The organism is Mesoplasma corruscae, from assembly GCF_002930145.1.
In the GTDB taxonomy this organism is placed as follows: Bacteria; Bacillota_I; Bacilli_A; order Mycoplasmatales; family Mycoplasmataceae; genus Entomoplasma; species Entomoplasma ellychniae.
In genome coordinates this window covers 362,187-385,188 of record NZ_PHNF01000001.1, presented here as the reverse complement: position 1 = coordinate 385,188, position 23,002 = coordinate 362,187, and the positions used below count along the sequence as shown (strand labels likewise).

Sequence of the window (23,002 nt, the reverse complement as noted above, 5' to 3'; positions counted from 1 at the left end):
AACCTTTCTATTTTTTTATCTGTGAGTTCTAGGATCTAATGAATCAGCTAGAACTTTTCCAACTAAATAAAATACTAATGATAGTCCACCAACGAAAACTAGTGGAATGATTAACAAGTGGGGGTATCTTTGTCAATCAGTTCCCGACATAACACTTGACATTAAAATACCTAATGATGTATTCTGGTTATCACCAGGCTTTACAATTCCGATACCTAATGTTGCTAACGAAGCATCAATACTAAATGCAGCCGGGATTGCTGTTGAACATTGATAAATTATAATTGGTAAAATTTTTGGAATAATATTTTTTCTAATTATTTTAGGTCCTTTAGAACCAACAATAACTGAGGAAATATTATATTCTGTATGTTTTGCAATAATGATTTGAAACCTAATTGTGGAAGCCATACCTATCCAAGAAGTAATTGACACAGCAAGGATACCAACGCCAGCGCCTTGTCCTAAAATGTAAATAATCATCATAAATAAAACTAGTTGAGGAATCAAAGTAATAAAATTAGTAACCTGAATAAACAACAAATCTAATTTAGAATAAAATCCTCATATTGATCCTAAAAGAATACCAATAAATGCTTGAATAAGGAATATAACAATCGCAAACCATAACGTTGTTCGGGAACCAACTCAAACTGAAGTTCATAAATCCTGACCGTTTTTGCCAGTTCCGAATAAATGTTGTAGTGATGGAGGTTCTGGGAGTGAAGGTACGAAGTCTCTTGGAACAGCTGGTTTCCCAATTGCAACAGAGCAAGCCATAGTAATAAAAACCAAGAGAATAAATGTGCAAATAATAAATGTCGGACTTCTAAATGATTTTGAAAAAACTGTTTTTCAATAACTATAGGGTTTTGTCGAAATGTGTTCAGCAATAGTTACATCATCACCAACAATAACAAATAAACTATCATCTAAATTATTAATGTCATAATTGAATTTATTTTCCATTATTTACCTCTCTATCTAAATTTAATTCTAGGGTCTAATGCAGCAGTTAATAGATCCCCTAATAAACCTGCAAAAACCCCAACCACTGCAGAAATAACTACATATCCCATAGCGACAAAAATATCATTCCCATTAATTGCATTACTTACATAACTACCCATACCGCGAACTCCTCATTTACCTTCGACTAAAATGTTAAGTCCGAAAATGGTACTTGCGAAAGTTGCTGGAATTGAACCCGCCATTTTAATAAAAGCATTACGGTAAATGTGTACAAAGAATATATAGCGAGAACTTAAACCTTTTGATTGAGCAAATTTAGTATACTCTGTTGTCATTTCATCAACAACTAATCGTCGAGTATATAAAGTTATCCCCGAAAAAGAAAAGATAACTACACAAAGAATTGCATATATTTTAGTTTCAATACCACCCAATACTCATGAAGTACTTCCTCCAATTGATAAAGATACACTGTAAAATATCGTTATTGTAACAACAGCAGGAATAACCATGAAAACAGAACAAAGAGCATTGATTAAGCGATCTGCTTTACGATCTTTATTTTTTCCAGCAATAATTCCTAGCGGAATTCCGAAAACATATGATAATAAAACTCCGGGAAAACCTAATTTGAATGAGCTAGGCATAGCATCTTTGAAAATTGTTTGAACTGGTGTTTGCATATGGAATCCTGGTAAATCAGTAACAGATAAACCTAAAAAGAATAGTGTTTTGATTGGGGTAGCTACTAAATCTCCTGTGTCCAATAATTTAGGTTGAATAAAAACTGTTTTAGGAATTACCGGAATTATATTACGAATATATATAAATATTTGATACAGTAAAGGCCCATCTAAACCAACCATTTTTTTTCTACTTGATACAATCCTTTCATACTTAGCATTACCTGGAAAAAGTTTTAATTTATCCATAACACCATTCAAATCTTTAATTAAAGTTTCATCTTTCATAACAAAGTGAAATAAACAATAAATTACAATTACAGCCATTAAAATAGTTAATAACGAGTAGCCAATTCTTTTTAATGAGTAAAAGAATAAAGGAGTTTTTTTTGTAAATTCATGAATTTTATTATTAGATTCTCCAAAAAAATATTTTAGGTGATATAATAAATTTTGGCTTGATCTTTTATTAACTGAATGGTGACTTACTTTCTCTATTAAATCATCAAGTTTATTATTTGCTTTTTCAATCATATCCCCTCCTTTTTTAATAAATAAAATACGAATTATTAAGAATTATTAATTTTTAAAAAAATATATAGTAAAAAATATAAGCTTTTTATTTCTTATTTATAAAAATAATAATTATAATCAAATAACTTAAATAACCTATTAAAATATGAGATAAAAAAGTTAAGGATATGGTTAATCTTATTGCACTGCAATGTAATAAGATTTTTTTGTTATTCAAATCTAATTTATCTTATTTCAAATGTTAACAAAAAAAAAAAAAAAAGCAAGTACTTTTAGAGTTCTAAATATAAACTTATTAAATTTTAAATTATATTGTATTAATGAATAGGTAAATATACGTGATGCATAACTTAAAATTATATTTTTAAGTTATGGAAATAAGAACAAAAATCAACCTTGTAAAAAACACTTTTGAGTTTATTCATCAATTGCTTAAGAAAAAGCATTAATCAAAAAGCAATTGTTGTTATAAGTTGTTTTATAAGAACAAAAAAAGTTATTTTAAACTAAAGGAATAAGTGATTTACATATAATGCAAAATCAAATAAAGCTTTTTTTGAAAATTGAAAAAAGCAAAGCATCTATCACAAGTAATAAAATTCAAAATGAATTTATTATCAAAAAAAGTGGGAAAAACAATCTTCCACACTTAAATTTATAATAAACAGAGCAAATTTTGTAAAATTTGTTTTTACCTATTAACAGACTTCAAAAGTTAGCTTATTATTTTTTCAATTATTTTTAATAATTTAATGTATTTACTAAAAGCTAATAAAAAATTTTTATCTTTGTAATAACAATTTAAAAAATTTTTGATAGTTTCGTGCTGTTTTTTTAAAGGTTGTTTTTCAAAATGTTCTAAATTTTTAAAAGCTAGTGTAATTGGATTAGTAGAAGATATTATTAAATCTTTATTTTCGTTTAAAATAGTTATGTAGAAACTATAAATTGCTTCATTTATTGTTTCACTAAAACTTGACTTTTTATAAAGTTCTAAAAGAACTTCTAACAAAAATGATAAGATAAGTTTACTTTCTTGCAATTCTAATTCAAAACTTGAGTCATTGACTAAAGTTGTTTTGTTTAAAATAGCAATAGTTTCTTTTAACTGAGCAATATTTGTAATTAAGTTATTTTGTTTAATAAAATCACAAATTTCATAATCATAATTAGAAATTAAAAAATAGCTTTTAATTATTAAGTACTGATCATTGACATAATCATAAATTTTTTTAACCATAAATCCTCCTTAAAGAATTGGTGCTATCGCATTAAAAATTTTAATAATTAATCTTTTAAGTGGTTTGGCATGTTTTAATGGCACCTTAGAATATTTGTATGCGATATTAAAATCATGTTCCATTTTATTTTTTAATTTTTTATTTAGCTCTTCTGATTTAACTAAAACCATTGTTTGTTGATCTGAAAAAAGTGCTCTGTAATCTAAATTTGTAGTTCCAACAAAACTAATTGAATCATCAAAAATAAAAGTTTTTTCATGTAGAAAAGTATTATTTAAAGAATAAATTTTGCCTTTACTCTCAAACAATTTTTTAGTTCTGCTTTTAGATACGTCTAAAATCATAAACTTATCAGTCTTTCCAGGAATCATTAACCTAACATCTAAACCAGAATTAGCAGCTAAACAAAGTGCATCTAATAATTCTGGGGGTGGTATAAAATATGGTGTTTTTATTCATATAGATTTTTGAGCTGAATTTATCAATGAAAGCAAAACATCTAAATGAGTAGAACGAGGGTGATTTGGTCCATTAGCAACAACTTGAATAAATTCTTTTTGATTATTTTCAATTTTTTCATGAAAAGTTGTTTTTCAAGAAAGGTTATCAATTTTCTTTTTGCTATAAAAGTTTCAGTCACGAATAAATATATTTTCTATTTCTTTAACTACTTCTCCACTAATTTTGTAAGCTGAATCGTTTCAGTATCCAAATTTAGATCCTATATTACAATAACCATCTCCAATGTTAATTCCACCAACAAAACCATAAAAACCATCAATAACAATGTCTTTTCTATGATTTCTATAATTTGCTTTTCAAACAATAAAAGGAAAATGCACAGGTGAATATCCCAACATTTTGGCTCCTGCTAATTTAAGTTTTTTCTTTGTTCTTCTAAATTGATTATAGCATCCTAAGAAATCATAAATAATATAAACTTCAACACCCTCTTTAAGTTTTTTAATTAGTATCTCTGAAACACGATCCAAAAATTCACTTTCTTCGATTATAAACATATTTATCAATATATATCTTTTAGCCTTTTTAAGTTCAGATAATAAAGTTTGAACATAATCATTTCCGTTTTTTAAAAAATCAACTTTAAAATTTTTGTAAATATTTTGATTTTGTTGTTTAAGCGATGATATAAATGCTCTTTTGAATTGAGGGCTTTGTTTAGTTAGATCAGATAAATTTTCAAAAGAATTTTGTATATTCATAAGATTAGAATGCTTATCATTTTTGTATTTGTAAAGTTTATTTTTTTTGTATTTGTAAGGTCTACCAAAAAATAAATATGAAACAATACCAAAAAAGGGCACAAGACATATATAAATTGTTCACCTTATTCTTGTTTCAATTCTTCTTTTTTTATTACCTAAAATCACAAAACTTCACAATATAGCTAAAATGTGAGTAGAAACCAAAACAGAAATAAGTGTAATGGGTGTTTTAAAAAGAAATGTTAAACCTACATTCAAGGCTAAATATAGTAAAAAAGCAGTTAAGAATATACAAATTAGTGATGATGTTACTACTATTGGTTTTTTCATAATATTATCCTTTGCTAATAATTTTGTCTAACTTAATTTTTCTAATCAATGATTTGTTTTCAATATTAAATGATTAAATTGTATTGGTGATAATTTCATTGTAGCTTCATTTAATTTAGTATTTGCATTAAGTTTATAAATGTATAAATTTTCAGAGTTTTCTATGTTTATTTTTTTATACTGAAAGGAAATAAAAATAAACAATGATACTAAATATCCATAGTTATAAAGTTCTTGTTTTTTTTCTAAGCTAATGGATGCGAATATGTTTCCACATAGTTTAAATCAATTATGTTTATTAAGAATATCATTGTGCGATTTTTTTAAATCTTCAGTATCATAACTTTTTAAAATTTCTTCTTCTAAATTTAAATCACTACTTATAGTTAAATTATTTAAAAAATTTTTTAACTTTACTTGAAAATTAAATTGGTCTTGATTTTTTTTATATTCAAAATCGTTGTCAATAAATCAAAATATTATTAATAAAAAAACTGCTTCATTATAAAAACTGCTTAAATGTTTTTTTTCAATTGTTACGACATTTAAAAAAAGTCTCAAAATAATGTTTTTTTGAGATAATTTAAATATTTTTTTAACTTGTGAATTATCAAAGCCTTCATCAGAAACAATTTTTTGAAAAATTTTTTTGTGATTTTTAATAAATATTTTGTAAGACTTTATTTTTTTGTGATTTTTCATAACTACCTTTTTATTTCTGTCTAGATAAAATTGGGAATATTATTTTGCTGTCACTAATATTTGTTGTAATTTCTTTTGTTCAAAGAGTCGATTTAATTTTGTTTTCAGAACTTCTAACAAAAATGTCTGTATTAGCTATGTGTAAACCTTCTTTTAAATCTGGAATAAAACCAAAGTCTACTCTTTTAATATGTTTTGGTACAATAATTTTTAGTAAGTATTCAATATCTACTTTATCATGCGCAAAAATTGATATAAGATCAAACACATCTTTATTATATTTATAACAAACAACAACATCTAAACTGGGTATGTGATAAGTATCATTTGCAAAATATTTTAAAATATTAAAAGTTTTAATAGAACTATCAAACTTAGAATCTAAATGTGAAGATTGTTTAGTTGAGTGTTTAATTTTCTCAGTCATAATTTCAAAGTCTTGTAGTAAATCTAAATCAAGTTTTTTAATTTTGTTTCTAACAGTATCTTCATTGTGTTTTCAATTTAAAAAATAAAGGTATTCTTTAGTTTTTTTAAACTTAGTTTGTTCATAAATGTGCTCATCAATATCATTTGAAAATGAAATAATAATATCTACTACGTTTGAGTATTTATCTATTGCTGCATTAATTAATTCAACTTCCAGATTTTCATGTTTATGAACTTCTTTCAAAAATAAGTTACCTAATTGAATTGCTGTGCATTTTTCATCACCAATAAAAATTTCAAATTTAGTAATTCCTAAAGCTGCAATAATTTCATTTTTCTCATTAATAATTGTAACTGGTAAAAAGTTATTTAAATTTTTATTTTTGAAAATTCACTTTTCGAAATTTTCATTATTAGATTTTCTTATTAGACCATTTAAATCTTGGTTAAAATGTTTATTGTCCTTATAATCAAAAATTATGTCGTATTCTTTTTTCATTTTTCTCCTTATAAATATAGCTTAATTAATTATACCTTTTAACCTTTAAAAAACCTAATCTAAATTTTACAGATAGCTTGCTCAGACATTATGTTTAAAAGTATTGTTTCTTTTATTTTAATATTAAATAACTCACTAATAGTGTTATTAATAAGTTCTGATTCATATTTATATTTATCAATATATGGGGATTTAGAAAACTTCAATAAAAATATAAAGTATTCTTTTCCATTTGTACAAATTATTTCTATGTTACTTATATAAGGTGTTATTTTATTATTGTTAATTAAAACAACATCAGTTCAAAATTTATTTATTTTATTTTTATAAATAAAATTATTTAAGTTTTTAATAATTGTTTTAGCATATGTTGCAATCTTTTTGTTATCACAACTTTCATTTGGAAATCTTATTTCACTAGAACTTCTTTGTTTAATAGAAATTTTTACAATTTGTTTAATCAGCTCATTTCTTTGCGATATATCGAATAAAATTTGATCATTTAATTGGTTTACAAAAGGGTACTTTTGAGTAATAAAATTAGCGTCAATCTTTATGTTAAAAATATTCTTGTTTAAGTATTTTGTGTAGTGAGGAAAACAAAGGTGAAACTGTTGCAATTTTTTTGGATCAACTTTTGCTAAGTTATCTTCAAACACTAATCATTCTGCTAAATTTAAACTATCTATCATTTTATTTATCTTACTCATAATTTTGTAATTGTATTATAAATTTTAGATGGGTGTATGTCATCTGGTTCTTTATCAAAAAAAACTTGAATGTTTTTATTAAATCCAATTAATTCCTTTTCTGTATTTATAGCTTCTTTGCCATGAAAGTTTACACTTGTTGATATTATTGGGCCTACTGAATCAACTATTTTTTTTATATCTTTTCTTTTAATCATTCTTATTGCAAGAGTAGTTTTATTTTTTGTTTCAACAATATATGTTATTTTTTCTTGTAATAATAGTTTTTCATGAATACCTAATTTTTCAAGCTGTGAAGTGCAACTTATTAAAATAATAAGAGGTTTGTATTTCTTTGATTTTTTAATTTTATTAATTTTATTGATGTTAGAACTTGAATAAATAGCTGAAATTCCAAAAATTGTATCAGTTGGAATAATAACCAATTCTTGATTTAAAAGTCTATTTACTGCATCACTTATTTGTAAGTTATTTAACATACTATTTAATTCTCGCTTGTGTTAGTTTAGATTTTAGATTATTTTTAAAATTAGATTTATCATAAATGTTTTTTCCAACAATAGCAAAACTAGTTATAAGAGTTGATGTCAAAACAATAAATTGTGAAAAAATGTTAATTGGGCTAACAATTTTAAAAATTACTCGATTACGAAATTTATCAATATTGAAATGATTGCTAATTTGTTCTCAATTGTATCCAGTTACTACCTCAACTTCTTTTAAATAATTGCTTCCGATTGTTGAGTTATCTTTATTTTCATTTCATGTATTTAACAATGAACTAATTTCTATTTCTGAATAAAATATAACACCCAGAACTAACAACAACATAACACCTGTTAAACCATATTGTAAAATAAATATTTGTTGAGAATTACTATTACCTCTTGTTAAAACAGAAACAAAATAAACTAATATTGAAAGAGCTATACCAATTATAATCACAGGCAATGAAGAATATGCAAAATACTTATTACTAAATATTATTAAATTTTCATATCCATTGACTAGTTGGGGTGAAGTGTCAAATTGTCTAGCAAAATTAGGGAATGAATCAATAAAAGAGGATAGTTTTGCTATATTTGTTGAATTAAAAGATGTTAAAAAAATATAAGTTAAAGAAGGTATTAAAATACAAAAAGCTGTGATTATTGTTCAAGCCGCTAAGGTTCTATCAGAATTATTAAACACTTTTGAAAAAATTTCTTTAATTCTAGAAGATGTTATTTTTTTTTGTTTTTTATTGATGTAAGTAATGTAGTTATCAATATTTAGTTGATCAACATCTAGAACTATCGAGTTTTGAATACTTAAAGACATCATAAAAACTACAGCGAATTGTAAAAAAAGAAATCACCATAACAAATCAGTTGTTACCCACTTATAAGAATTTTGTTTATTTTTTGCAAAGAACGTTGTAGCTTCTTTAAAAATTCCATCAACTAATTCATTTGGATTTAATAACGATTGAAAATCAAAAAAGTTTTGATATTGATTATGCGAATATTGTGATATAGCTGCTAATAAAAATACTGTAATTTCAAATAATAAAAGAATAACTCAATACAAATTTTTATATCCGTTGCTTATTGTTTTTGATGTTATAACTGGTTTTAAAAACAAAATAAGCATTAAGCAAAAAGTAATAAAAACTCATGATATTGCTAATGGGGTTAGGATTGTTTGTTTTGAAGGTAAATCTACAATTTTTGACAATTCTTTATAATGGTCGAAATAGAATTTCAAATTGACATCTACAAAAAAAGTAATACTGAAAACTATTATTGGAATTATAGTTAAACAAAAAATAATTATATTAAAAAATGATACTTTATATAAGTATACATTAAATTTTTGAAAATCTTCATTTGTGTCTTTAATCCTAAAATTTAACATTTTAGATTTTAAAACTATTTTTTGTTTTTGCATATATCTCCTACTTATTACTTATTATAAGATTTCTTCAAAGTTTTGAAAAGTCTTCTTTAAACTCATATTTTATATTTGGATTTAATGATATCAATTTTTCTAATTTTTCTTTTTGATCTCAACCAATTTCAAAAATTATATTAAATGGCTTAGATATGTCTACTAATTTTTCTATATTAGCAAACATTTTCTTGTAAAAATACAAACCTTCTTCTTTTGCAAATAAAGATATATGTGGTTCGTACTTAAAAACGCTATCAGAAACATTTAAATCTCCATACTTTATATACGGGGGATTACATAAAATTAAATCAAATTTTTCTTTATTAATAAAAGGGTCTAAAAAATCACCTTTTATAAACTTAACATTATTTTTTAGATTTAATAACTTATTATTTTGTTTTGTTATTTTTAAAGCAGCTTTTGAAATATCTGCAAAAGTTATTTTATTAATACTTTTTCGATTTAAATAAACAGTGCTTATTCCAATGCAACCGCTTCCACAACATAGATCTAATACTTTAATATTTTTTTTGTTTTTCAAAAAGTTACAAGCATACTGAACAATTAATTCACTTTCATTTCTTGGAATTAAAACTTTGTTATTTATCTTAAAATTTAAACCACAAAACATTTTATTTTTAGTTATGTAAGCTATCGGCACACCCTTTTTAAGTTTTACTTTTATTTTTAAATATTTACGAAAAAAATTTACTTGTAATTCTTCATTAGGATTTAAAACCAAAAGATCATATTTTTTTTTAGAAATATGTTCAATTAACTCATAAACATCAGACTTTGAAAAAATAGGAAAATCATTTTTAATTAACTCATAAGCTTTAATTGCGTTTTTAATTATCATTTTGCTTTAATTGTTCTTCAACTATTGCTCTTTGTTCCTCGTTAACTAAAGCAATAATAAATTCTTCAATATTTCCTTCCATAACTTGATCTAGTTTATTAAGTGTTAATCCTATTCTATGATCTGTTACTCTATTTTGAGGGTAATTATAAGTTCTAATTTTTTCACTTCTAGCCCCAGTTCCAACAGCGCTTTTTCTAGTTGCATCAGCTTGGGCTTGTTGTTTTTCAAGTTCAGCCTCATAAACTCTTGCTCGAAGCATAGCCATTGCTAAATCTTTATTTGCATATTGACTTCTTTCATCTTGTGAAGCTGCTACAATTCCTGTTGGAATATGAGTTACTCTAACAGCTGAATCTGTTGTATTAACACTTTGCCCACCTGCTCCAGATGATCTATAAGTATCAATTCTAAGATCTGAGTTTTTAATTTCAATTTCTACTTCATCAATTTCAGGTAAAACAGCAACTGTAGCAGTTGATGTCTGTATTCTTCCTTTAGTGTCTGTTTTTGGTATTCTTTGTACTCGATGCGCACCTGACTCAAATTTAAGTTTAGAATAAACTTTTTCACCTTTAACCATAAATGAAATTTGTGAAAAACCACCAGCTTCAGAAGAAGATGACTCTAATATATTTATTTTTCAATTTTGTTTTTCAGAATAAATTCTATACATTCTCATTAAGTCACCAGCAAAGATATTAGCTTCATCTCCACCAGCTGCTCCTCTAATTTCAATAATTACATTTTTGTCATCATTCGGGTTTTTAGGAAGCAGCATTTCTTCAATTATTGCAACTATTTTTCTTTCAATTTTTTCGTTTTCACTTAATTCCATTTTTGCTAACTCTAGCATTTCTGGATCTTTTTCTTCACTAATTATTTGTTTAGCTTCTTCAATATTCTTTATTACTTCATTGTATTTAATATACTCATCAACAACTTCAATTAAAGATGCTCTTTCTTTATTTAAGGGTGTAAATTTTTTAACATCCGAAATAACTTCAGAAGATTGTAAACTCTCATCTATTTGATGAACTCTTTTTTGCATTGCTTCCAATGCTTCTAATGTCTTAGGGTTCATTTTATTTCTCCTTGTTTAAAATATAACAATTTCTACATCTAGCTTCATAGCTGTCGTTCCCATCAACTAATATTAAAGGAGACGACCATTTAGCTGGTTTTCCATCTATAATTCTTTGTGTTCGGTTTGCAAAGTTTCCACACTTTACACAAATCGCTGTCAACTTATCAACCATTTCAGCTAATGGTAGTAATCTATCAACATTTTTGAAAGGAACACATTTAAAATCTTTGTCTAGTCCAGTAACTATAACAATTATTCCGCTATCTGCTAATTCATTAATATAATCAACTATTGCTTCGTCAAAGAATTGAACTTCATCAATACCAACAACATCAATAGGATTAATGGCATTTTGTTTAGCAAAAACTTTTTTTAATTCATTTGTATCTTTAACAGGACTAGATATTAGTTTAGTTCCAGAATGAGAAGCAACATTTTCTTTTGAATATCTATCATCAATTATTGGTTTAAAAGTTATAATATTCTTTTTTGCATATGCATGCCTATTTAACCTTTTTATAAACTCTTCTGTCTTACCAGCAAACATACATCCAGTTATTAGTTCTATTCAACCTAAATTATTTTTAGGTATATTAAATTCATTTTTGGGTATCATTACTTATTTCCTTCTTTAATAACTTTTTTAAGATCGCTTACAAGTTTTTTGTAATCTTCTATTTTATTTAGTTTACATCCACTAGCAAGTTTATGACCACCGCCATTGTATTTGTTTGCTACTTTATCAATTTCAAAATCTCTACTTCTTAATGAGACTTTTATTTCATCATCTAGTTCAATAATTAATGCTCAAATTTTAATTTCGCTTAAACCACTCATTGTTCCTAAAGCAGATTTATAATCTTCATAATTATAATTTCAAGGTTTTTGATCTTCTTTAGTTATTATAATACTACCAACACCTTCTTTTGTAACTTCAAGTTTTGAGAAAGCATAATTTAAGTACTGTTTTTTCTTTAAGTCAGAAACATATAAACTATCGTGAATTTTTTTTAAGTTAGTACCGTTTTCTAATAGTATTCTTGCAGCTTCAAAAGTTGAAGCTTTAGTATTAGGAAATAAAAATCTACCACTATCTGTTAAAAGTCCTTTGTAAAGATTATTAGCAGCTTCTGCACATCATTTAAGTTTCATTTTATTAGCTCACAAAGTTATAACTTGAGTACAAGCGATTGCATTCTCATCAACTATTTCAAAATCAGCATATGAGTCAATATTAATGTGATGATCAATTTTAAATGTTTCTTTTGCTAAGTCAAACTTATTAAAGTCAATTCTCTCTTTAACTGCTGTATCAACAGTTATAACTAAAGATACTTTAATTATTTCATCTGTAAGTTCTTTAGCTAAAAAATCCTTATTATCATCTAATCTATCACCAGGAATATATACTTGTTTTTTTGGAAAGTTCTGTTGAATTAAATAGGCTAATCCCATTGAACTACCTTGCGCATCTCAATCTGGCTTAACATGTTTAGCAATTATTATAGATTTATATTTTTTTATTTTATTTATTAATAACTTATGCATTATCTTCCTCCTTGTTTATAATTGAAATCACTGATTGGTTTTTTAAATAAATCGTCAATTTTTGGTCTTTTTCATAACTTTTTTTATTTTCGTAAAAAAATATCCTTGCTTTATTTGTGGTAATTCCACAATAAATATTTTTGTCATTAAATCTTGAATTTTTAATTATTTTTATGTTTAAAGGAAGTGATTTATCTTCTATAAAATCTGTTTCTACTTCAAATGGGTTTATTAATAAATATCCATTTTTAATTTTACTTGATACTTTTATATTTCATAACCTATTTTCAATTTTAATAAGTTGATCATTACTTTTTGTAAATTCTAATTTGTTTGATGAAAATAGTTCACCATCAAATATTTCTTGATACTTTTCATTTAATAAATCTAAAACATTAGTTCTTTTCATCTCGTTTTTAATTGTTGCATATATTAAAGTTTTGGGGTGAAGATCTTGCAATGTTTTTAATTTAGAATGTAGAATAGTTATTGATACATCTGGATAAAACTCATTTATTTTTTCAATTGACTTCATTAAAGTTTTGAAATCGTTATTTGTTAGTAAGTGAAGAAAGTCAGAAAATATAATATTTTTTTTACCCATATTAATTGCTTTTAAAATTTTTGCATAAATTATGTTTAAAGAAGAAATTTTAAAACTACTTTTCAATCATCATTCAAAATTAAGGTCTAATCTTTTAGTTGTTTTATTAATTATATTTATTGATTGTATAAAAATAGATTTAACCTTTTTTTTATAATGTTTTTTAAGTGCAGCAAATTCGTTTTTATTACCATATTCTATTTCAACAGTAAATATTAATTTATGATAATCATTATGTATTTTATTTACAACGTATTCTCTTAATCTTTTTGTTTCTTCTTTAACAAAATCCAAAATAAAAATATTTTCCACTTTTGAGTTTTCAAAAAATAAATCTTCTATAATTTTTTGTCAGTTATTCATTTCAAATGATACCTTTTGACTCATTTCTTTTGAAACATTAAATGTTTTGTAGAACTTACTTAATTCAAATTTTAATTGTTTTTTTAATTCTCTTTTTTGAAAAGTTGCTTTTATAGTTTTTAATCTAATATCGTTTATGTTTATTGCTATAAACTTTGCTTGTTTAGTTACTATGTACTTTGTTTGAGCAAATTTAAAAAGGTGAGATTTTTTTCTTAAAAGTTTATTTTTAGATCTTTTCGCATTATATTCACAAGGACATGCGTCTCTTATGTCATTTATAGAGTTTATTTTATCAAACAAAACTTGATTAAACTTTAATAACTTTTTACTAAATAGTATTTCAAATTCATTATCATAAATAGCTTTTGCTATAACTTTTATTTGTGGTGGAAATTCTTCAAAAATAGCTTCTGATTTTTTTTCATTTATATTTGAAATTTGATTTAACAAATTTTTGTTTAATTTTTTATGGTTATCAGCAACAGATTTTAAATATTTTTCAATTGCTTTATTTACTTCATTTCTTACTTTTAAATCACTTACATCATTTTTAGAATCTACTAAAGATAAATATTCATACTTTTTATCGGTATGATTTATTCTGGCTTTTTTTAAGAAATTAAGATCAAAAAACAAAGAAAAAACTAATATCGCTCTAATCGGTACAAAACGATTAACTCATTTGTCAGGTGTTATGAATTCAACTTTGCGTTTAACAAAGCTTTTATTAATAACATCAATTTCATCAATTCTAAATCTGCCTGACTTATTTTTAATTTTTCCTAATAATATTTTTTTTAAAGCTTTATCTTCTGATTCAGATAAGTAAATATTTGTAGTTTCCCCACTTATATTAGAAAAGTTAACTTTTTTTATACTATCAATTTTTAAAATAGGGGCAAAATCCTTAACTTTGTATGACATAAATACCCCTTTCTAAATGACTTATAACTATTTTTAATTTTAAAACAAAAGGGTATTATTTTAAAGTGTTATAAAACAAAAAAGCCATTGCTGACTTTTTCTATTTTTTGTCTTTTGATTTATTTTCTTGTTTTTGCTTTTTAGATGCTTCTTGAACAGATGTGTTAATTTCGTCTTTTCTTGCAAATTTAGATTTAAATTGTTCAACACGCCCTGTTGTGTTAGCAAAGTTTGTAGCTCCTGAATAGAATGGGTGACAGTTTGAACAAACGTCAACCCTTACCTCTTCTTTTCTAGTTGTTCCACAAATAAATTCATTTGAACAAGTTGTACAAGTAAATTTTGCTTCTTCAAAGTATTTTGGTTGAATATCCTTTTTTGGCATAATGTATCTCCTTTCACACTATGTTATCATTTTAGATAATTTCAGTACATTTATAAGTATATAACAATTATTTAAAAAGAAATGAAAATACAGCATTTTTTGCTGCATTAAAACTTTTATTAAGCTTTACCTTGGCACCCAAATCAACCAGTTAATTCATTAAAAGTTTCTTTTAACGCTTGATAACCTGGATTTAATAATTTTCTTGGGTCAAATCCTTTTGATGCATCATCAAGATCTTTTCCAGCTTCAATATATTTTCTTGTAGCATCTCTAAAAGCTAATTGCAATTCAGTATTAACATTGATTTTTGAGATTCCTAATGAAATAGCTTTAATAACTTGATCTTGAGGAATTCCACTTCCACCATGTAACACCATAGGCATGCTACATGCTGCTTGTAGGTCTTTTAAGGTATCAAATGATAGCCCTGTTCATCATTCTGGGTATTTACCATGAATATTCCCAATTCCGGCTGCTAACATTGCAATTCCTGTTTTAGAAATTTCTGCTGCTTGTATTGGATCACCAAGTTCACCATTACCAACAACTCCATCCTCTTCCCCACCAATTGAACCAATTTCTGCTTCAACTGAAACTTCGTGTTCATTAGCAAAAACTAAAATTTCTTTTGTTTTAGCAAGATTTTCTTCATAAGGTAAATGAGATCCATCAAACATAATTGATGAATAACCAGCTAAAATACATTTTTTAGCCATTTCAATTGATTGACCATGGTCTAAGTGTAAAGCAACTGGAACTGATATATTTAATTCTTCTAACAGTCCATTAACCATTCCTACAACTGTAATTGGACCACCCATATATTTAATAGCACCTTCACTTGTCCCTAATATTACTGGTGTTTTTGAAGCTTGAGCGGCTTCTAAAATAGCTTTAGTTCATTCTAAATTATTGATGTTGAAGTGCCCAATTGCATATTTATTTTCATGTGCTGCTTTAACCATAGCAGTAGCATTAACTAATCTTTTACTATAAATTCTTGTCATTTTATCCTCTTTTTCTTTTATTCATTATGATTATACAACTTTTAAAAGTTTTTTAAAAAATAATTATCTTTTTGCAGTTCATTTAAATGTTTTAATTGTAGTTATAAATAATAATATTAATGCTAATATTGATCCTATTATTGGTTGTCAAGATTGTGTAAAACTATTATATGCACCTTGAAATGACATTGGATTTTGAGTAGGCATGATTTCCACTATATCTTTTCAACCCCCAGGATTCATTGCATGCAAATATAAAAATACGCAATATTTATGAGGAATAAGATATGTAGCAATAACTAAAACTTTACTTGAATATATTAATTGCGGGGGTAACATCACACCAGATAAAAACATTGTAATAAAATAAACTATCATGACAATACCCTGTATTGCTCCTGGAGCATTAGCTAATCCGCCAAGAAAAGTTGCAATTGCAATTGAAGTTATACAAACTAAAAATATTGAAAAAACCAAATATCCATATTTTATAGTTGAAAACATATGCTGAAATTCTATAAAATCTTTTCCTTTTAAAGAAACTGAAGCTAATATTAATCCATATACTAAAATTATCAGATAACAAACTATACCAGCCAACAAGTATACAAATCAAACTGAAGCAATAAACATACTTTTTTTTACTCCAGTAATATCTATTCTTTTTAAAAACACTGAATTTTTTCATTCAACTATTGAAGGTGTCAAAGATGTTATGATTGTTAAACAAGGCAATAATGCATAACTAAAAACTGTTGCCCCTCTTTTATCAAAAACATAAAAAAATATTGTTGTTAAAAATATTGGCATAATTATCATGAATACATAATTCCTTGAGTCTTTTACAAAAGATTTAAAAACAAGTAGATTTAAGTTTTTAAAAATACTACTTTGGTTTTTAAAATTAAAATTATTTAATTTCATTCTTCAATTCTCCTTTAAAAAATAAATTCATTACAGATCTTAAGGAACCATACTTTTTTACAACATCTTTTATTTTTTCATCAAAAAATACTTTTTGCTCATCTATAATTATTATTCTGTTACACAAAATTTCTGCTTCTTCAGGATGGTGGGAAACTAATAATAGTGTTTGTCCAAATTCATTTATTTTTTTACTAAAAAAATCTATTATTTTATTTTGTAATTCCATATCTAATCCAGTAGTCAATTCATCAAGTATAACTATTTGCGGATTATTCATAACAGAAATCATTGCATTAAACCTTTGTCTCTGACCGCCTGATAACTTTTTTAAAGGTGTTTTTATAAACTCTTGAATATCAAAAACAGTAGAAATTTCTCTTTCTCACTCTGATGTAAATTTTGGATAAACACTTCTATAAAAAATTAGCATATCATATGGAGTGACTCCAGGTGGTCATTCACCAGTTTGGAGCTGAATGCCTATTTCATTTTTAAAATTTCCCTGTATATTTATTTTTATCTCTCCGTTAGTTGGTTTATCAAACTGTGCAATCATTTCGACTAAAGTTGTTTTACCACATCCATTAGAACCCATAATAGCTACTTTTTCGCCTTTTTTAATATTAAGGTTTAAATTTTTAAATACAATTTTTTCTTTAAATTTTTTTTCTAAATCTTTTATTTCAATTATATTTGACATATTACCTCCTGCTTTGTAATAAATAAATTATACTATTAATATAATTACTAAATAAAGGAAAAAGTATGAAATTAAAGATAGTAAAACCACAAATTAAATACTTAAATCAATTAGAAAAATTAAAAAATGATTTTATTGATTCTGGCGAATCATCCGATGGGATACATGGTTCAGCTGATTTATTAGATTTTAAAAATACTACTGACTGAATTGATTTTGTAAATAAAGGTATTGGTAAAAATAATTGAGTACCTTTTAGACAATATTTAATAGTTGATAAAACAGATATTTTATTAGGTTTAATAAATTTGCGATTTTCTCTTAATGACTATCTTTTAAATTATGGTGGACATATTGGTTATTATGTTTCTCCAAAACATAGGAATAAAGGTGTCGCAAGCAAAACCCTTTATCAAGTATTACAAATTTGCAAAAAAGAAAAAATTGATAAAGTTTTAATTACTTGCTTGGATACAAATATAGCATCAGAAAAAGTTATTATTAAAAATGGTGGAGTTTTTGAAGATGTTCGCAGTAATGGAGAACACAATTATAAAAGATTTTGAATAAAATAAAAAAATCTCAAGCGAGATTTTTTTATTCTTTTACAATTGCTTCTACAAAACCTTTAAACAATGGGTTTGGTTTATTGGGTCTTGAAGTAAATTCAGGATGGAACTGACAACCTATATAAAATTTATGATTTGGTAATTCAATAACTTCCACTAAATTAAGTTCTTTGTAAATTCCAGAAAACACTAAACCAGCATCTTCAAGTTTAGTTTTAAACTCATTATTAAATTCGTATCTGTGACGATGACGTTCTAAAAAATTTAATTTTTCATAAAGTTTTTCCAATAAAGTATTTTTTTTAACTTCAGTTTCATAAACACCTAATCTTAAAGTTCCCCCAAGATTTTCTATATCAATACCTTTTATAAAATCAAAAACAGGCTGTTTTGTGTGTTGATCAAATTCAGTTGAGTGTGCTGATTTTAATCCAGCAACATCTCTTGCATAAGATATTGTAGCAATTTGCATGCCTAAGCATATACCTAAATATGGAATGTTATTTTCTCTTGCATACTTAGCAGCAAGAATCATCCCTTCAATCCCTCTATCTCCAAATCCTCCGGGTACTAAAATGCCTTTTGAAGATTTTAAAATTTCTTCATAGTTTTCTTGATTCATTTTATCAGCTTGAATTCAATTAATTTTCAGTTTCCTATTATATTCATAACCAGCAATTTTTAGAGATTCAATAACAGAAAGATAAGCATCTTGTAATTCAATGTACTTACCAACAAAAGTAACTTCAAATTCTTCAGAAGATTTTTTTATTTTTTCAACAAAATTAACTCATGGTTGAAGATTTGTTTTTACTGTTTTTAAATTTAATTGTTTTATTACTATTTCATGAAGATTTTGATCAAACATGTCAATTGGAACTTCATATATAGAACTTCTGTCAATCGCATCAATTACATGCGATGATGGTATATTACAAAATAATGAAATTTTGTTTTTTATATCATCTGATGAAGGTTTATCAGTTCTTTGAACAACAATGTCTGGTTGAATACCTAGTGACAATAACTCTTTTACTGACATTTGAATTGGTTTTGTTTTATATTCTTTTGATGTTTGTAAATAAACTAGTAAAGCAACATGAATAAAAATTACATTTTCTTTGCCTTCTTCCATTCTTATTTGTCTAATAGCCTCAATGAATGGTTGTGATTCAATATCACCAACAGTTCCACCGATTTCAGTTATAACCACATCAGCTCCACTTGTTTTAGCTGCTTGATACACTTTGTTTTTAATTGAATTAGTGATGTGAGGTACAACTTGTATTGTTTGACCACCTCAATCCCCTCTTCTTTCAGCATTAAGAGCATCTTTATATATTCTACCAGCTGAGTTTGATGAAAACTTAGATAAATTTACATCAATAAATCTTTCATAGTGACCTAAATCTAAATCAGTTTCTCCACCATCTTCAGTCACAAAAACCTCTCCATGTTGGTATGGACTCATTGTTCCAGGATCAACATTTAAATATGGGTCAAATTTTTGCATATAAACTTTAACTCCACTTGCTTTTAAAATAGTTCCTAAAGAAGATGCTGTAATTCCTTTTCCAAGACCAGAAACAACTCCACCTGTAATAAAAATATATTTTGCCATAATGTCCTTTCAAAATAAAAAGTTGTTAAAACATAAAAGTAAACAACTTTTTAATTATATATTAATCTTCGTCTTCGTTATAAAAAACTTGAATAGTTTCTTCTTCCTCTTCTTCAACAAAAAGTTCATCATAGACTTCTAAGTCCTCGTCTTCATCATCAATAGACTCTTCTTCTGATTTATCTTTTGGTTTTTTAGGGGTTATTTTTAATTCTGTTTTAATGTTTTCAACTTTTTTACCATCAGCAACAGTTCAACCTTGTGTTTTACTTAAAGCAAATCTACTATCTAAAATCATTTCGCTATATAAATCAGCAATAGTTTCATTTTCATCAGATTTGTTGTTAATAACTTGAGTTTTAATTCCTTCTCAAACTTCCAATAATTTACATGGACCTTTTGCTTTTTTTAGAAAATCGTATGCTAAATCAATATTTTGTTTATTTGTCATTTTGAACCTCCTAAGTGTATATTCTAAACCATTTCTTTTGGAAACATGTATTTTTTTGCAATTTTTTCATGCTCTATTTCTTTTATTGTATTTGCTAATAAGCTAAATTCATTAAAAGATTTTATTTTACCATTTGAATCTTGAATGTAAATACTTTGATCTTTACCATCAATTATTCCGTCTTTATATATTAAAGTTTTTTTAGGTTTAAATTCTATAAAGTAGTATTTTAAATCCAAACCTTTTGCTTTAAGTTTATTTTTTATTTCTTTTGCTTTAAATTCATCAGCAACTTTAAAATTAAAAAATTGTCTATTTAAGATTCTATTTGATAAGTCTGAAAGAATTTCATCATTCTCTTTAACAAGATTTTTAATAATATCAATTGTTGTCATATCGTCTAATTCTAAATATAGATCTACTGGTATTTCTCCACGATCAAACATTGAATAAAAGTATTTACTAATTCTTTTTTCTTTAAATTTAAAATTTAGATCATATAAATCTTTTAACCTTAAAAATAAGATTCTGAAATGTGTGTCAAAAGCTATTGATGCTTTGTGTTCATAAACTTGTTTGTACATGTGATATCTTCCCAATAAATAAGATTCAATTGCATAAACAGTTTTAATGGGATAGACAATTTTATCATCTATAAGTTTTGCATTGCGAATTAAAAAACTAGTATCTAAAGAAGCATAGTTCACTCCACAATTATAAGAGTCACGCTTTAAATAATCAATTCTGTCTGCGTCTAGTTGACTACTTATTAATAAATTTAATTGTTTTTTAGGGTGTTTACCTTTAATAATGGAAATAACCTCATCAGGATTTATTTGGTATTTTTCTAATATTGGTCGTATGTTTCCTTTCTTATTTGAAATTATTTCTGCGCTATATTCTTCGTGACTTTTATTTGAAACTTTTTCAAATGTGTGAGAAAAGGGACCATGACCAATATCATGCATTAAACCAGCTAACTTAATCAAGTCTTTTTCTTTTTCATCTATAGAATTGAATTCAGAAAGATTTATAAATTGGTTTACAACTTCATAAACACCTATACAATGCATAAATCTTGTGTGTGTAGCACTTGAAAAGGCAAATTGTGAACCACCTAGTTGAAAAATTCTTCTAAGTCTTTGCATTTCAGGTGTATTTAATATTTCGACAAACATATCTTTTTCAAAAAATATATCTCCATGTACACTATCTCTAAAAACTTTTTGCATTTTACCTACTTTACTTTTTTAATATTATTTAAAACTTTTTCTTTTCCTAATAAATATATCACTTCAGCAAGGCTTGGGCCGTGCTCTGATGATGTACATCCAATTCTAGCTGACATAAACAATTCTTTGCCTTTTGTTTGAGTAGTATTAGAAACTACTTTAATAACATCTTTAATTTTTTCAATTGTTCATTCTTTTATATTTACTATTCCTTGTTCAAAAGCATTAAGTACTAATGGTGCATTTAATATTTCATTAAATTTTGATTTTAGTTCTAATGAAATTTGCTTATCAACAAAAAATAAATCTAAATGGTCGTTAATTTGTTCTCCAAATTCTATTTCATTTTTAAACAATAACAACATTTTATTTATTCAATCTTTGCTTTTACTTTCAATACCATATATTTCTTTATTTATAAAATTGAAAACAAAATCTAAATATTTTTCATCACTCATTTTTTTCATATACTGTGAATTGATTCATTTCATTTTTGTCATATCAAAAGTTGAAGGCGATTTACTAAATCTTTTATCATCAAATATTTTTATTAGCTCATCTTTACTAAAAATTTCTTTTTCACCACTTGGTGATCATCCTAATAAAGAAATGTAATTAAGCATAGCTTCTGGTAAATAACCTTGTTTTTTATACTGTTCAATGAAAAATAAAGCATTCCCACTTCTTTTTGATAACTTTTTACCTGAGCTATCAATTATTAATGACATGTGACCAAATACAGGCATTTTTCAATCAAAAGCTTTATAAATAAGTATTTGTCTTGGTGTATTGGAAATATGTTCTTCACCTCTTAATACGTGTGTTATATCCATATCATGATCATCAACCACTACAGCGAAATTATATGTAGCTATTTTGTTGGATTTTAAAATCACAAAATCTCCTAGTTCACTTGAATCAAAACTAATATTCCCTTTAACAAAGTCTTCGAAATGAATTTGATCGTCAATGACAGCAAATCTTATTGAATATTCTTGATTGTTAGAAATCTTTTTATCAATTTCTTCTTGTAAAAGTAACTTGCATTTTCCAGAATATTTTGTAGCAACTATTCCTTTTGCTTCTTGTTGTTTATAATCTTGTTCTAATTCTTCAGGAGTACAAAAACAAAAGTATGCTTTTTTTTGAGTTACAAGTTTATTTGCAAAATCTTCATATCTTTTAAATTTTTCAGATTGTTTATATTTTCCATATGATTCATTACCTGGTTTAAAAAATGATTCATCTATATCAATTCCTAATCATTCTAAGTTTGCAAATTGTGATTCAATAGCACCTTCAACATTTCTTTCAAGATCTGTGTCTTCAATTCGAACTATAAAGTCACCATTAAAATGTTTAGCAAATAAGTAATTCATTAAAGCTGTTCTTGTATTGCCTATATGTAAGTAACCTGTAGGTGATGGAGCATATCTCAATCTAATTTTTTCAGTCATGTTT

Annotated in this window: 23 protein-coding genes; 1 reads left to right on the top strand and 22 read right to left on the bottom strand. The window is 25.5% G+C overall.

Features of this window, described 5'->3' with window-relative positions:
• Positions 1–15 precede the first annotated feature (15 nt).
• The 18 genes from oppC to MCORR_RS01715 form a co-directional block, all read right to left on the bottom strand.
• Complete coding sequence (gene oppC, locus MCORR_RS01800) at positions 16–969, bottom strand: oligopeptide ABC transporter permease OppC (RefSeq protein WP_104207886.1); 954 nt, start codon at positions 967–969, stop codon at positions 16–18.
• Between the two features lie 11 nt (positions 970–980).
• The gene (gene oppB, locus MCORR_RS01795; protein ID WP_104207885.1) at positions 981–2,189 is read right to left on the bottom strand and encodes an oligopeptide ABC transporter permease OppB; all 1,209 of its coding nucleotides are present in this window, start codon (positions 2,187–2,189) and stop codon (positions 981–983) included.
• 715 nt (positions 2,190–2,904) lie between these two features.
• A complete protein-coding gene (locus MCORR_RS01790) occupies positions 2,905–3,429 on the bottom strand; it encodes a hypothetical protein (protein WP_104207884.1) in 525 nt (174 codons plus the stop codon).
• 9 nt (positions 3,430–3,438) lie between these two features.
• Positions 3,439–4,986: a cardiolipin synthase gene (gene cls / locus MCORR_RS01785; RefSeq protein WP_104207883.1), complete on the bottom strand. Its 1,548-nt coding sequence runs from the start codon at positions 4,984–4,986 to the stop codon at positions 3,439–3,441.
• A 27-nt stretch (positions 4,987–5,013) separates the two neighbouring features.
• Positions 5,014–5,688: a hypothetical protein gene (locus MCORR_RS01780; RefSeq protein WP_104207882.1), complete on the bottom strand. Its 675-nt coding sequence runs from the start codon at positions 5,686–5,688 to the stop codon at positions 5,014–5,016.
• 10 nt (positions 5,689–5,698) lie between these two features.
• Positions 5,699–6,616, bottom strand: a complete 918-nt coding sequence (locus tag MCORR_RS01775) for a hypothetical protein (RefSeq protein WP_104207881.1) — start codon at positions 6,614–6,616, stop codon at positions 5,699–5,701.
• A 59-nt stretch (positions 6,617–6,675) separates the two neighbouring features.
• On the bottom strand, positions 6,676–7,308 hold the full coding sequence (locus MCORR_RS01770) for a hypothetical protein (RefSeq protein WP_104207880.1): 633 nt from the start codon (positions 7,306–7,308) through the stop codon (positions 6,676–6,678).
• A 5-nt stretch (positions 7,309–7,313) separates the two neighbouring features.
• A complete protein-coding gene (locus MCORR_RS01765) occupies positions 7,314–7,805 on the bottom strand; it encodes a Sua5/YciO/YrdC/YwlC family protein (RefSeq protein WP_104207879.1) in 492 nt (163 codons plus the stop codon).
• Between the two features lies 1 nt (position 7,806).
• On the bottom strand, positions 7,807–9,255 hold the full coding sequence (locus MCORR_RS01760) for a hypothetical protein (RefSeq protein ID WP_104207878.1): 1,449 nt from the start codon (positions 9,253–9,255) through the stop codon (positions 7,807–7,809).
• Between the two features lie 7 nt (positions 9,256–9,262).
• A complete protein-coding gene (gene prmC, locus MCORR_RS01755) occupies positions 9,263–10,117 on the bottom strand; it encodes a peptide chain release factor N(5)-glutamine methyltransferase (protein WP_104207877.1) in 855 nt (284 codons plus the stop codon).
• Positions 10,107–11,201, bottom strand: a complete 1,095-nt coding sequence (gene prfA / locus MCORR_RS01750) for a peptide chain release factor 1 (RefSeq protein ID WP_104207876.1) — start codon at positions 11,199–11,201, stop codon at positions 10,107–10,109. The genes prmC and prfA overlap by 11 nt, the downstream gene beginning before the upstream one ends.
• Before the next feature lies 1 nt (position 11,202).
• Complete coding sequence (locus MCORR_RS01745; protein ID WP_104207875.1) at positions 11,203–11,820, bottom strand: thymidine kinase; 618 nt, start codon at positions 11,818–11,820, stop codon at positions 11,203–11,205.
• Complete coding sequence (locus MCORR_RS01740; RefSeq protein ID WP_104207874.1) at positions 11,820–12,752, bottom strand: DHH family phosphoesterase; 933 nt, start codon at positions 12,750–12,752, stop codon at positions 11,820–11,822. The genes MCORR_RS01745 and MCORR_RS01740 overlap by 1 nt, the downstream gene beginning before the upstream one ends.
• The gene (locus MCORR_RS01735) at positions 12,745–14,646 is read right to left on the bottom strand and encodes a hypothetical protein (protein ID WP_104207873.1); all 1,902 of its coding nucleotides are present in this window, start codon (positions 14,644–14,646) and stop codon (positions 12,745–12,747) included. The genes MCORR_RS01740 and MCORR_RS01735 overlap by 8 nt, the downstream gene beginning before the upstream one ends.
• 100 nt (positions 14,647–14,746) lie before the next feature.
• Entirely contained in the window at positions 14,747–15,031 is a 285-nt protein-coding gene (rpmE, locus tag MCORR_RS01730) for a 50S ribosomal protein L31 (protein ID WP_104207872.1), read from the bottom strand.
• Positions 15,032–15,150: 119 nt separating this feature from the next.
• A complete protein-coding gene (gene fba, locus MCORR_RS01725) occupies positions 15,151–16,041 on the bottom strand; it encodes a class II fructose-1,6-bisphosphate aldolase (protein WP_104207871.1) in 891 nt (296 codons plus the stop codon).
• A gap of 63 nt (positions 16,042–16,104) precedes the next feature.
• Positions 16,105–16,965 (bottom strand): ABC transporter permease, encoded by an 861-nt coding sequence (locus tag MCORR_RS01720; protein WP_104207870.1) that lies wholly within the window; start codon positions 16,963–16,965, stop codon positions 16,105–16,107.
• Complete coding sequence (locus MCORR_RS01715) at positions 16,952–17,668, bottom strand: ABC transporter ATP-binding protein (RefSeq protein ID WP_104207869.1); 717 nt, start codon at positions 17,666–17,668, stop codon at positions 16,952–16,954. The genes MCORR_RS01720 and MCORR_RS01715 overlap by 14 nt, the downstream gene beginning before the upstream one ends.
• A gap of 65 nt (positions 17,669–17,733) precedes the next feature.
• Here MCORR_RS01715 and MCORR_RS01710 point away from each other — a divergent pair, with 65 nt between their 5' ends.
• Positions 17,734–18,243 (top strand): GNAT family N-acetyltransferase, encoded by a 510-nt coding sequence (locus MCORR_RS01710; protein WP_104207868.1) that lies wholly within the window; start codon positions 17,734–17,736, stop codon positions 18,241–18,243.
• A 22-nt stretch (positions 18,244–18,265) separates the two neighbouring features.
• On the opposite strand, the gene pyrG is transcribed toward MCORR_RS01710, so the two are convergent.
• The 4 genes from pyrG to gltX all read right to left on the bottom strand — a co-directional run bounded on the left by pyrG (position 18,266) and on the right by gltX (position 22,998).
• Positions 18,266–19,858 carry a CTP synthase gene (gene pyrG / locus MCORR_RS01705; RefSeq protein ID WP_104207867.1) on the bottom strand — a complete coding sequence of 531 codons (1,593 nt, stop codon included), beginning with the start codon at positions 19,856–19,858 and terminating at the stop codon, positions 18,266–18,268.
• A gap of 61 nt (positions 19,859–19,919) precedes the next feature.
• Positions 19,920–20,309, bottom strand: coding sequence for a DNA-directed RNA polymerase subunit delta (rpoE, locus tag MCORR_RS01700; protein WP_104207866.1), 390 nt, complete (start codon positions 20,307–20,309; stop codon positions 19,920–19,922).
• A gap of 23 nt (positions 20,310–20,332) precedes the next feature.
• Positions 20,333–21,541, bottom strand: a complete 1,209-nt coding sequence (locus MCORR_RS01695) for an HD domain-containing protein (protein WP_104207865.1) — start codon at positions 21,539–21,541, stop codon at positions 20,333–20,335.
• A gap of 5 nt (positions 21,542–21,546) precedes the next feature.
• Positions 21,547–22,998, bottom strand: a complete 1,452-nt coding sequence (gltX, locus tag MCORR_RS01690; protein ID WP_104207864.1) for a glutamate--tRNA ligase — start codon at positions 22,996–22,998, stop codon at positions 21,547–21,549.
• Between the last annotated feature and the right edge of the window lie 4 nt (positions 22,999–23,002).